At 33.5% G+C, this 13,058-nt stretch carries 8 protein-coding genes; 5 read left to right on the top strand and 3 right to left on the bottom strand.

Translation table 11 applies throughout. The features are described 5' to 3' along the window. Window positions 1-114 precede the first annotated feature (114 nt). From AC1RPT_RS01590 to AC1RPT_RS01580, 3 genes are read left to right on the top strand one after another with little or no spacing between them, the layout of a single operon-like run. Complete coding sequence (locus AC1RPT_RS01590) at window positions 115-1,464, top strand: PTS sugar transporter subunit IIC (protein WP_481760883.1); 1,350 nt, start codon at window positions 115-117, stop codon at window positions 1,462-1,464. Window positions 1,465-1,500: 36 nt separating this feature from the next. Next, complete coding sequence (locus AC1RPT_RS01585) at window positions 1,501-4,134, top strand: glycoside hydrolase family 38 N-terminal domain-containing protein (RefSeq protein WP_481760884.1); 2,634 nt, start codon at window positions 1,501-1,503, stop codon at window positions 4,132-4,134. Between the two features lie 34 nt (window positions 4,135-4,168). Continuing rightward, window positions 4,169-5,446, top strand: coding sequence for a glycoside hydrolase family 125 protein (locus AC1RPT_RS01580; RefSeq protein WP_481760885.1), 1,278 nt, complete (start codon window positions 4,169-4,171; stop codon window positions 5,444-5,446). 75 nt (window positions 5,447-5,521) lie between these two features. On the opposite strand, the gene AC1RPT_RS01575 is transcribed toward AC1RPT_RS01580, so the two are convergent. From AC1RPT_RS01575 to AC1RPT_RS01565, 3 genes are all read right to left on the bottom strand, one after another. Further along, window positions 5,522-6,943, bottom strand: coding sequence for an AcpB/EbpR/MafR family transcriptional regulator (locus tag AC1RPT_RS01575; RefSeq protein ID WP_481760886.1), 1,422 nt, complete (start codon window positions 6,941-6,943; stop codon window positions 5,522-5,524). Window positions 6,944-7,456: 513 nt separating this feature from the next. Continuing rightward, window positions 7,457-7,768, bottom strand: a complete 312-nt coding sequence (locus AC1RPT_RS01570) for a helix-turn-helix domain-containing protein (protein WP_481760887.1) — start codon at window positions 7,766-7,768, stop codon at window positions 7,457-7,459. Window positions 7,769-8,045: 277 nt separating this feature from the next. Further along, window positions 8,046-9,452 (bottom strand): C69 family dipeptidase, encoded by a 1,407-nt coding sequence (locus AC1RPT_RS01565; protein ID WP_481760888.1) that lies wholly within the window; start codon window positions 9,450-9,452, stop codon window positions 8,046-8,048. A gap of 406 nt (window positions 9,453-9,858) precedes the next feature. On the opposite strand from AC1RPT_RS01565, the gene AC1RPT_RS01560 reads away from it, so the two are divergent. After that, window positions 9,859-11,721 (top strand): TerB N-terminal domain-containing protein, encoded by a 1,863-nt coding sequence (locus AC1RPT_RS01560; protein WP_481760889.1) that lies wholly within the window; start codon window positions 9,859-9,861, stop codon window positions 11,719-11,721. Next, window positions 11,718-13,049: an ATP-binding protein gene (locus AC1RPT_RS01555; RefSeq protein WP_481760890.1), complete on the top strand. Its 1,332-nt coding sequence runs from the start codon at window positions 11,718-11,720 to the stop codon at window positions 13,047-13,049. The genes AC1RPT_RS01560 and AC1RPT_RS01555 overlap by 4 nt, the downstream gene beginning before the upstream one ends. Window positions 13,050-13,058: the final 9 nt, after the last annotated feature.

Here is a 13,058-nt window from a genome sequence, read left to right as displayed (position 1 = left end):
ATTTAATTTGTAAACACGTTTCATTTAAATATGTATTTACAAATTAAAAAGATGTTGTTATACTTTGTTTATAGAAAGCGCTTTCTATAAACAAAATTAAAAGGAGTCTTTATTATGCATTTTAACTTAGAAAAAATCCAGGGGCCACTCTTAAAAGTTTCAGCATGGGTTGAAAGAAATACCATTTTACAAGCTATTAAGAATGCCTTTGTTAGAACAATTCCGTTTACTGTTGTCGGATCATTCTCAAATCTAATCAAAATGGAACTTGATGCATTAATTAAAGCAAAAGATATTCATAATGTCATTTTAACAAGTATTAGTGACTTATTCGGCTACATTGGTACTGCTACTCTTGGTATTGTTGCACTAATCGTTGTTTTTTCATCAGCATACTCGTATGCAATGGAATTAAAAAAGGACGAAAAAAATAAAGGTTTAAATCCAATTATTGCCACATTATTGGCATTCGCAGCATACTTCGTCATGATTCCTAATAACGTTAACTTTTTGGATAGCAAAGCTAAAGTTGTTGAAGGTTTTTCAACTTCATTCTTTAGTTATGAAGGTATGTTTACAGCCTTAATTGTTGGAATGCTTGCCGTTTCGTTGTTCGCTCGATTCGCAAGAAGTAAGTTCACGATTAAAATGCCTGGTAACGTACCACAAAATGTTTTCGATTCATTTTTCTCATTAATTCCAATTTCCGAAGTACTTATTATTTTTGGTATCGTAAGAATTACAATACAGTCACTTGGCTATGTTTCATTAGTACAAATGATTGCTGATATTGTTATCTCACCAATGTTAAGCGTTGGTGTTGGGCTTCCAGCTATTATTATTGTTATTTTATTAGAACAAATCCTTTGGTTCCTTGGTTTACATGGTTTCAATATCGTCTGGGGCGTTATTTCAGCCTTCTGGTTACCACTATTCCTTAAAAACGTTGCAAAATTTGCTGAAACTCAAAGTTTTGCTGATATTTCAATTTCACCTAATACAATGACAAATGTTTACGCCATGATTGGTGGTTCTGGTGCAACATTTGGTTTAATTATTGCAATGCTGATTTTCACAAATAAAGGTGAAAAAGAGCGAGAAGTTGCAAAACTAGGTTTCATTCCAAGTTGTTTTGGTATTAATGAACCTGTTATTTTCGGTTTACCTATTGTTTTAAATCCACTAATGTTCATTCCATGGATTGTTGTACCTGTCACAAATGCAATTATTGCATATGTTGTAACTTCAATCGGTTGGGTTGTACCTCTTGTAGTTTTAAATTCTGGTAATGAACCTATTTTCATTAGCACTTGGGTATTAGGTGCATTCCATCTAAGCCCAGTCGTTTTAACTGCTGTTTTAGTTGTCTTAGATACTGCACTATATGCTCCATTTGTTATTATCAACCAACGCCATGAACGTGCAGAAGCAAGAAAATTGGATGCAGACATGGTTACAGAATAATCTGAATTTAATTCAAGAGAAGAAAGGGTGTTTCATTTGAAACAGATTCATGCAATCGCACATACTCATTGGGATTTTGAATGGTATTTTACACGTCAAGAGGCTCGAATTCAATTTGCCTTCCATATGGACGAAGCTTTTGAGGCATTATCTAAAAATGAACTAGATTATTATCTATTAGATGGACAGATGTCAATTATTGATGATTATCTAAATACAGCTCCAGAAAAAGAAGATCTTATCAAAAAATATGTTTCTATGGGTCGTTTACTCATTGGACCTTGGTATACTCAAATTGATGAAATGGTTACTTCTGGAGAATCTATTGTTCGCAATATCAGAATTGGATCAAAGCTAGCTGACAATTTAGGTGGCGTAATGAAAGTTGGGTATCTCCCAGATTCATTTGGACAAGGACAAGATATGCCAAAAATATATAATGGATTTGGTATTAATAGCACCGTTTTCTGGCGTGGGTTCCCTACAGAAAACGATTCCCGCTATTTTTACTGGACAAGTAATGACTCCTCCAAAGTTTTAGTTGCTAATATTAAAAATGGCTATTATGCAGGTGTAGATTTAGTTGAAAATGATAACTTTTTCGATTTAACGGAGAAAATCTCAACGAATACTACATCTGACAATCTTGTTTTACCAATTGGTGGCGACCAGCGAGCTATCGATCATAATTTAAAAGATAGACTTGCAACTGCTAATAGTGTTCTTTTACAATCTGATTCTGTTATTCAAGAAAGTACGTATCCAAAATTTTTTGATGCATTAGCTAAGGAGTCCAATTTACCATCATTTAATGGAGAATTCATTGATCCATCAGATTCTAAAATACATCGAGGAATCTATTCTTCTCGTTACGATTTAAAACAGCTTTACGATAAATTAGAACGGAGAATGACTTATGAAGTCGAGCCTTTAATGGCTATTGCTACACATCAGGGTATATCTGAAAAGCAAGGTTTAATTGATGATATTTGGAAGACTATTGCCCGTGGACAAGCTCATGATAGTTCCGGTGGCTGTAACAGTGATAAAACAAATCAAGATATCTTACATCGTGGAATTGTGGCAGATCAATTATCTCTTTCACTCAAAGATTATCTACTTCGTAAACTAAGTATTTCTATTTCAGATAAAAAACAATTAAATTTATTTGCTTGGAATCCACTTCCTTTACCAGTTAATGAAATTCGTGAATTCGAAGTTAGTACTTCTTTTGCTAATTTTAATCTTAAAACAATAGACGGCATTGATGTTCCTTTTGATATTATTTATCAAAAGGAAGAAAATGCAGCAGTTTTACGCCGTGATCAAACTGAAATGACTGATGATTTTTATTATATTACTAAAATTGCTTTTAAAACGATCATATCAGCTACAGATTGGACTGGCTACTGCATTCAGTCCGTCTCTGAAAACAACCCAGTAAATACATTAGAAGTATCTACTGATATTCAAAATGATTTCTACAAAATTTCTTTTGATGACGGGCAATTAAATCTTAAAACAAAGTTTGATAATCACTCATATTCTAATTTTATGACAATTGAAGATAGCGGTGATGAGGGTGATACGTATGACTACTCTCCTGCATTCAAAGATTGGTTATTAACTTTAGATTTTTCAAAATCTGATTCAATAACATTTAAATCAGGAAAATTATATCAAATTATGTCAATTACTGGTTCGTGGACCTTACCAATCAACTTAGAGGAGCGTGCACTAAAAACTAAAACTGGTCGATTAAATTATCAATTAACATTAACATTAACAAAAAATTCTAACGTTATTAAATTTAAGATGCACATTGATAATACTATTCTTGATCATCGTATGCGACTTATTTTAAATACACAATTAACGAATGTCGTTAGCTCGTTCGCAGATACCCCATTTGGTATCATTGAACGTCCTACTGAAGACAAACACCTTAAAGACTGGGAACAAATTGGTTATAAGGAAGAACCAACAAGTATGCGACCAATGATTCATTTCGCTAATTCACATAATAAAGAAGTAAGTTGGTCTTTTCTAACCTTAGGTACGAAAGATTTTCAATTAATTGATAAATCTTTTGATAAATTAGCGATTACATTGTTTAGAGGAGTAGGTTTCTTAGGACGTCCTGACTTAATGCGCCGTCCCTCAGATGCTTCAGGTCTACAAACAAAAATTGTATCAACTCCGGATAGTCAATTAAATAAAGAATTAATATTTGAAGGTGGGCTAGTTGTTGAAGCTGACTTCAAGCCTATTGAACTTCAAAATAAGCATCGCCAATTAAGTCAAAATGAACTTTTCTATCAAGATCAAATAATAAATCGCTTCTCAACACCTTTACAATATTTCATGATGAATCCAGCAAAGACTAACGTTAATCACAATTCAATTATGTCCGTTCAAAATTTAAAGGTCATTATGAGTAGTTTTTCAATATCAGATGATAAAACTGGATTTGAACTTCGTCTTTATAATCCAACTGATAACGTTATCAATCAACCTGGCAATCTCTCATTAAATACTACTTGTAACATTGCTGAACTCGATTTAAATGGTAAAGTTAGCCATTTCATTAATTCAAAAGTTACCACCGTTGATTTACTATCGTTTGGTCCAGGAGAAATTAGAACTTACGGTATCTTTCCAATTAAATAAGTAATTATGATAACTTACGATTTGAGGTATTTAAATGATAAATCAAGAAAAACTAATTAAACAAGTTACGGATTATTCAGAAACAATTTCACTTTCTTCAAAAAAATCTACTGCATTATTTCGTAATGTATTCATTGATACACTAACAAATACGGTTAAAGTACAAAATGATTCAGATATATTCATTGCTACAGGAGATATTCCTGCCATGTGGCTCAGAGATTCGACATTTCAGATACTACCTTATCTTTCACTAACAGATAAGATTCCAGAAATAACATATCTCATCCATGGCGTTATTAATCAACAACTTGCCTATATTAAACATGATCCTTATGCAAATGCATTTAACGAAACTAGTTCTGGTGCACACTACACAGTTGATAAATCAAATATTCCAATATCTGATCTCGTTTGGGAGAGAAAATTTGAAATTGATTCATTATGCGCCCCTATCCATTTGGCATCAGAACTTTATCAAAAATCTGGATATTCAAAACATTTAGACAGTAACTTTTGGCAAACTGTAAAGTTAATTGTGGATACCTTTATTACGGAACAACATCATGAAACTTCCGATTATATTTTTAATCGTTCTAATGGTCCCTCAACAGACACATTGAGTCATGGTGGTAAAGGTGCACCAATTGGGTATACAGGTATGGTTTGGAGTGGTTTCCGCCCAAGTGATGATGCCTGCTTATATGGTTATCATATTCCAGGTAATTGCTATATCATTTGTGTCCTAGATGAGTTGCTTACCTTATCTAAAACACAACCAGCTCCAGTCGAGCTACTTAAAAGAATAAGTCGTCTCCGATCTGAAGTTGAATCTGGAATTGAAAATTTTGGAATCGTATCAGCTCCAAATTCTAATGAAACTATTTTTGCCTATGAGGTTGATGGCTTAGGTAATATCAATTTAATGGACGATGCTAACGTACCTAGTCTATTATCTCTCCCATTTATTGGTTATATTTCACCTGATGACTCTATCTACCAAAAAACGCGTAAATTTATTCTGAGTGATCAAAATCCCTATTATTACTCGGGAAAATATTTAAAAGGGATTGGCAGTCCTCATACACCAAAGGAATATATTTGGCCGATTTCGTTAGCGATGGAGGGATTAACATCAAATAATCCGGAAATTATGCAAAATAATTTAGATATCATTAGTCAAACCGATGATGACACATTACAATGTCATGAAGGAATTAACGTTAATGACCCAAGTCAATTTACTAGAGACTGGTTTTCTTGGGCAAATATGACTTACTGTCAACTTGCTTTACGATATCTGAATATTTAATAATATAGTTAATTTAGAGTAGAGAAATCTACTCTTTTTTTAGGCTTATAACTAATTCAAATCAAAAAAATATTATCATTGAGTATGATAATATTTTTTAAGTATCTCTATTAATTCTTGTTCAACGCCAAGTACATCACTATCCGTCCCTAATCCAGTGATAATATATGTCTCCAGTGCTGAATTCAAATAATTTTTGCTCATAAAATTTGTAATAACTAAATCATAATTCTTAGTAGACTCGTAAACATCTATGTTGACTCGTAAATTAATATTTAATTCCCGACTGGCGTACATCATAAACATTTCCTTAACGCGCTCCTCAGTATTTAAATCCACACCTACCGTTAATAATTTTTCTTTTGCCAATAAACGCGCATTAAAAATTGACATAATCGTCTTGATAAATGAGTCACCATACCTTGAATAAAAGGCATACCATTCGGGATCGCCCTTCGATTCTTCAATCATTGCACTCATGGCATTTTTTACATTTTTAAGAACTAACTCATTATCTTTTCTAAGGCGATAATCTTCCATCATATCTGTACTAGCAGATTTTAAAACGCCGTGAAATAAAAAGGCTTCTGTACAAATTGGATATAAAGACTCACTTAAATCGCCTCCAGCAACCTGAATACCTAAGCTATTCTCAAAGCCATTTTCTAAAAATTCAACAGCTTGTTGCAATTTATTATTATTTTTACGATTAACGGCCACGAAATCATGGGCAACAAAGGTGCTCCATGGTACTGGCACAAAAGCCGTGGTCCAAGCGTAAAGTAGTGCACTTTCAAAATGAATATCAACTTTATGCTTAAACTCTTTAACAATTTCGCCAAATTCTTCTTCAACGCTATCGAACAAAGAATTATTTTTTATCATGTCTTCTAAAACAACTGAAATACTACGATTATCTTGATCGTTAACCATCATTCGTTGACTTGTTACTTTTAACCAAAGCTTTACTCTAACTAAACTACTATCATTCACATTAAAATCAAAATATTCCTCAAACCGTTGGATGACTGCCATAATAATGCCATTTTCACTTGATTGTTCGAATTTAAAATCAATTCCTAAAAACAATGAATAATAAAAAAAGCGAATTTGACTTTCGTTACCTAACATCACACCATGAGAAATTTTCACATGAAATTCTTCTAAAAGAGAATTTAATCGCTTAATCCTTCTAAAAATAGAAGCCTCACTGACATTTAATTTAGTATCTAGATTCTCAACTTTTGCATTACCTTTAGTATAAAAGGCCATTAAAATCTGATAATTTATCGATTTTTTTATATACCGATAAATCGTTTGATTAAAATTCATTTCGCCTTTACCTAATAATTGGACGTTATTTTTTGTAATAATCATGTAGGGTTCATCCCCGGAATTTAAATCTTTATCCAATTGTTGTAAAGCAACTTTTACAGCCGTTTCAGAAACATTTAATTGCTCACGTAATCGTTTTCTTGATAAACCAGTTTCGTTCAAAGCTAATATTTAAATAATTTCGCAAATTAGCCATTCTTGTTTATCGAGAATGTTTTTCTTGTACAAATGCTTACCTCCGAGTATTTCCAATCATTAACATAAATATTTTTTTGAGTTAAATTTTTATCCCCAATACCATACTTAAAAAATAACTTATTCCCCAGAATTATTATCCTCTTTATGTTAACATTTAACCTATTTCATGTCATTTTTTATTCTAATTTCTCTCCAAATACTAACGATATCTTATCTATCATTTAACTTGACATCTAAGTTAAATTAATTCAATTTCCTACTAAAATAACCCTTAACCAGGAAAGTTTCTTGGTTAAGATCTATTATTTGAAGATGACGATCTACCATGGACAATTCTAATTTATTACTATCCAATTTAAAGTTATCGAAAAATTTAAAACCTAAAATAATTGAAATTAATTTAACTAAAGAATACAAAGACAGAAAAATTGTGCATTCTATAAAAAAATAACATAATCCATTATTAATCATTATCATTTATAATTGAATAATTCTAAGAATTGATTTTGATAATTTCTCACGTTTCTCATCTGTTAACGTACTAAAATATTGTAATAATTCTAAAGTAGGTATATCCGAAAACTGTTGCCTACTAAAGAAGTCTGACAATTCCAATTCTAGCGCACTGGCAATATCAGATAATTTATTAATACTGATATTAGCAACGTCCCCTCGTTCAATTCTAGAAATCAAACTAATAGAAACGTTAGACTTTTCAGCAAGCTGCTCAATTGTTAGACTAAGTGCCTTACGTTTTTTTCGAATTAACTGACTTATCGTTTTAACCATTAACTTTCTCCAATCACGAATCTTATTTTACAATAAGTGAAATCAAAGAAAGCTTAAAGATTTTTAAAAACGTTAATTTTAGCAAAAAGCATATTATTATACTTGTTATCATTATAATAAGAATTATATAAACCATATTTAAGTGATCTAAATTTGATTTTTACTAGCATATGAAATGGTACCATATTACTCAAAAGTGCTGCCTAAATCTAGTAATTAAAATAATTGTTACAAAAAAAGTTATCAACTTAATGATAACTTTTCATTTTGTTTATAATTAATCGTTTAAGTTATAACGTAATTTCATTTGTTCGGAACCAGATATAACCATTTCACCTAACAATTGTGTTTGACGTTTTAATGATTCTGTAGCTAACTTATTATTCATTTCTTCTAAAAATGCTGTGATATTTGCTTGTGAACTAACTGCCTTATCAGCAACATTTTGAATTTCATGGTAAGCACTCATTGCTTCAAGTTCAAATGTATTTCGCATATCTACGTAGAAGTCATAATTCGTATCGCCCAACAATGCAGTTGTACAACTGAGCCAATACATATTATTTAAATCAAATTCACCTGTCGCATTTTTATATGATTCTGGTGTGTCATTAACGTTCGCATAGAATGGCACAATTGTATTAAACGTATTTGCACCATAAGCTAACCAGTGAATCCCAGCAATCTCATCAGGTACATCATTACGAACTTGTAATAAATGTACATTATGATTACGGTTAATCCCAATTGGACGGAATCGTGTTTTAATATCTTCTGGCGCACTACCATAAGGATCGTATTCCGTATTTTCAAAATGTGCACTCAAAACAAATTTAACATCTTCAATTGAAATTTTACGATTTGCATGACAAATGAAAGGTAAGTCTTGATCCATTGGATCTTGAATAATTTCAGGATTGAAATATTGTTGACCGTACCATGTACGGGGATTATTGTAGACCGTATCTTTAATTGATGCACTACCAAAGATATGACGTAAATTGTAACCCTCAAAATCAGGATTTAACTTATTATTATCAATTAAGACTTTTAAATCTTCAGAACAAAGTGTGTCTTCTGAATCAAAATCAAACATATCAATATTTCGACGGTTAGGTGCAACAACATAAGCGTCATCCGGAATACGAACAGCTGCCCAATGATGGCCACCGATTGTTTCAAGCCACCAAACACTATCATTATCGGAAAATGCGATACCATTTGGTTCATATGTGCCATGTGTTAAGAGTAAATCGCCTAAACGTTCAACCCCTTCTTTAGCACTATGAATATATGGTAAGACGAGCGTTACAAGATCTTCTTCACCAATTCCACCAGCAGCATAAGGATCAAGCCCTTGAATACGTGGATTACTTGTAATTGTTTCTGTAGCAGACATCGTTACATTATCACTATTGATACCCGCTGCAGGCCAAATTCCGTTTGTTAAAAGTGAGTTTGGAATTGAGGTATAACGCATTGGATTATCTGGTAATTCTACCTTTACACCACTAATAACAGATTGATAATTACGTGGTTGATCTTCAGGTTGTACAACAACAAAACGTTGTGGATCTAAAGCTTCATGCCCATCATCATTTCGAGAAATCATTGTTGAACCGTCGATTGAAGCATTTTTACCAACTAAAATTGATGTACAAGAACCTTGAACTCTTTTTGTCATTTTCCACACACTCCTTATTGATTTTATACTAATAGTATAGCGGTTTTAGCGGTAAATTAAAAGCAGTCTTAACCCCATTTTTGGCGTTAAGACTGGCTCTACAATTTCGTTGACTAAAACTAATTGAAAGCGGTGAAAGGTATGTCCCATACCTGTATTATACAAAATTTGCGCAAGACCTATAATTTGAATAATTTTGTCATAAAGATATTAAAATCATATGAAAAGGAAAATGATATTGACTGTGACGCTACGGTACATCATATACTGACGGTAGTATACATTTTAAATAACAAAAATTATTGATGAATTTAACTGTCCTAGTTGTTTATTCACCTATCTTTGCGTAAATATTTAGGACGTATGGCTACCAACCTTATAAATAACAGAATACTCTGGTGAAAACATGAATTTATCTGAATTAGTACTATACGCCAAGGAAAAATATAATATTATCGAACAATACAAATGGCCTAAATTCCCTAGTTTTTCGGTGTTGGTAGATCCCAGCACAAATAAATGGGTGGCTGTTTTGATGCGTCAAAAAAACGCTACTTCTGGTGATAATATCGAGCGTTGTGACATCAAATACGCACAGGAAATACCAACTGATATTTTACCGTCTTACCTTTCGTCACCTTTTCGAATGCGCGGTCCGAAGTGGTTAGGCGTCCATTTTGACGACAGCACAGACCCAGATGTTATATATCGTATTTTTGATAATGCACTTGAAAAGAACGAACAAAGCGGTAATACGATTGTTCTAAACGCCGAACCTGAACCTATACAACAGCAACAATACCACGCGGTTCCTCTGACGTTTAAGGGAATGACTTCTGATGTCAAAGAAAATAAAATTCCTGAAAAAATGATAAAAATGAGCCAACTCTATGCTTACGGTGATAACTCTTTCAAGCAAAAATGCCGGAATTTTTATGTCCAAGGACAATTTATGGCCGACTACGAAGATGTTTTCTCCTACAATGTCGACATACACCGCTACTTTACAACCTACCATGATCTTGGTTTGAAACAATTACGCGGCTATTTTAGTTGGCGAACAAACATCCGAAAAGGCATTTATAAAAAAATCACGACCTCACTTGCATACCTATATTTGTATGAGTTGGTTAATGGCATAGGCACATCATCCGTGATAGACAGCCTACAAAAAATAAAAGCATTTGAAATCAATTATCTGGACTCCGGTATTGGAGATAATCGTATACGCTTAAACAGCCATAAATGGTTGTTTGAACTAGCAGTAATAAATGGTATAGAACCAGACACGACGTATCAGTACGCTGATACCGAAAAATTACAAAGAGATAATGCAATCATGATTTTAGGTGATCCAGAAAAGCATGAAGACAAAGCAGTATTTGATGCGCTTTGTCTTTTTGGAAGACATAAAATTTTGGCATCAGCTGTCCTTAAAAAACATGAAAAACACGGCACACAGTTATTCGCTCAAGTGTGGCGAACAGCTATAAAAATGGATAATAACTTATTTTCTGCGTGCTTTGGCACAATACATTCTCATCTTTGGTACCCTCTAGGCAACGCCGTATATTACCAAGTAACGCCACAACAGCCACTTATATACAAGTTGAATGATATCCGAAAATATACCTACAAAGATAATGCGTGGTACGAACAGAGTTACCAAAAATTTAACTTTCATCAAGAAAAGTTAGATGGTCTTTTGCGTGAAACAGATCGTATGTTACGACTTTATTTAAAAACTGGTTATCCTTTAAAAGCACGAGATGCAGAAACCTGGGCAGCACCGTACGTTAAAACTGTCATTGCAGCTGACCGTGATTCTCGTTTGAAAGCAGATAAGCCTAAGGTTACCATTCAATTTTCAAATTTAGATAAAATTAGAAGCGATGCGTTTGAAACACGAGACAGTTTGTTAACTGACGAAGAAAAAGATACTTCTGAAAACGTATTACCAAAGCATAATAACATATTGCCATCCACTGAACAGACTGGCCTCGAAAAAATACCTGTTATTGATTCAGAGCCTACGCTGTCACTAAGCAAGACCCAGTTAGAATTATTAAGCTTATTAGTTCGAGGCGAATCTGTCACAGACATGATCCGTGATATGCATGGCATGCCTGAAGTGATTACCGACACGTTAAATGAAACGCTTTTTGATGACATCGGCGACTCAGCTCTACAATGTGACGGCGATACCATCTTTCTTATTGAAGACTATCGGGACGATTTAATTGAAATAATTAGGAGAAATATGAAATGACAAAACAAACTCAAAAAGTACCAAAGCGCATTGCACAAACAGTATTAAATTCCTTAAAGGGTGGTGTTGTCCCTAGAATTGGACTACCTTACGTTACGGTGGGTAGAAAAAATGAAATTCAGGCACTTTTACACGATGTCGATATCATATCAGAAGGCGGTGCATCTTTTCGCTTCGTTGTTGGTAGATATGGCTCAGGTAAAAGTTTTCTGATGCAAACGATTCGTAATTACGTGATGAACAGTGGCTTTATTGTTGTCGATGCAGATTTATCACCAGAACGACGTCTTCAAGGATCAAAAGGTCAAGGTCTTGCAACCTATCGCGAATTAATTAGTAATCTATCTACAAAAACAAAACCTGAAGGTGGTGCACTTAACTTAATTTTGGATCGTTGGATTAGCAGCGTTCAAACAAAAGCAGCCAGCGACAGTGGCCTAACCCCAGGTGATCCTCGGTTGACTGCGATGGTAGATCAAAATATTTACACAGTCACTTCCTCAGTCAGTGAACTTGTATACGGCTTTGAATTTGCTAAATTACTTTCTTCCTATTATCATGCCTATGTCAACGCCGACGATGAACTGAAAGCAAAAGTCATCCGCTGGTTCCGTGGGGAATATGCTTTAAAACGTGAAGCCAAAAAGGACTTAGATATTAATATTATTATTACAGATGATAATTGGTATGAATATTTAAAACTTTTCGCTGCTTTCTTTAGATTAGCTGGTTATTCTGGCATGCTAATTATGATTGACGAGCTGGTAAATATCTATAAGATTCCAAATAGTATCACGCGTCAATATAATTATGAAAAACTGTTAACGATGTACAATGACACACTGCAAGGTAAAGCTAAATATCTTGGTATCATCATGGGAACTACTCCACAAGCTATAGAAGATAAACGTCGCGGTGTTTATAGTTATGAGGCCCTGCGTTCTCGTCTAGCTGAAGGTAAGTTTTCAAAACCAGGCGCTAGAGATTTGTTGGCCCCGGTCATCAAGTTAGAACCATTAACAGCTGAAGAGATGCTAATTCTATGTGAAAAGTTGGCTATTATGCATGCAGATCTCTATAGTTATGAAAAAAAGATGACAGACGATAACCTCGCCACCTTTATCCGAATTGAATATGAACGCATCGGAGCAGATTTAAATATTACCCCACGCGAGATTATCCGTGATTTCATTGAGGTATTAGACATTTTATATCAAAATCCAAATCTATCCATTGACACAATATTTGATTCTGATGAGTTTTCTTATGCCAAATCAGAGGCTGTTTCTAACAAAGTGGCTGACAATTTTTCTGAATTTACAATTTGAGAGGTATTC

It is taken from the genome of Dellaglioa sp. CoH-56-MRSF-11, from assembly GCF_056782135.1.
This window is presented reverse-complemented; position numbering and strand designations above follow the sequence as displayed.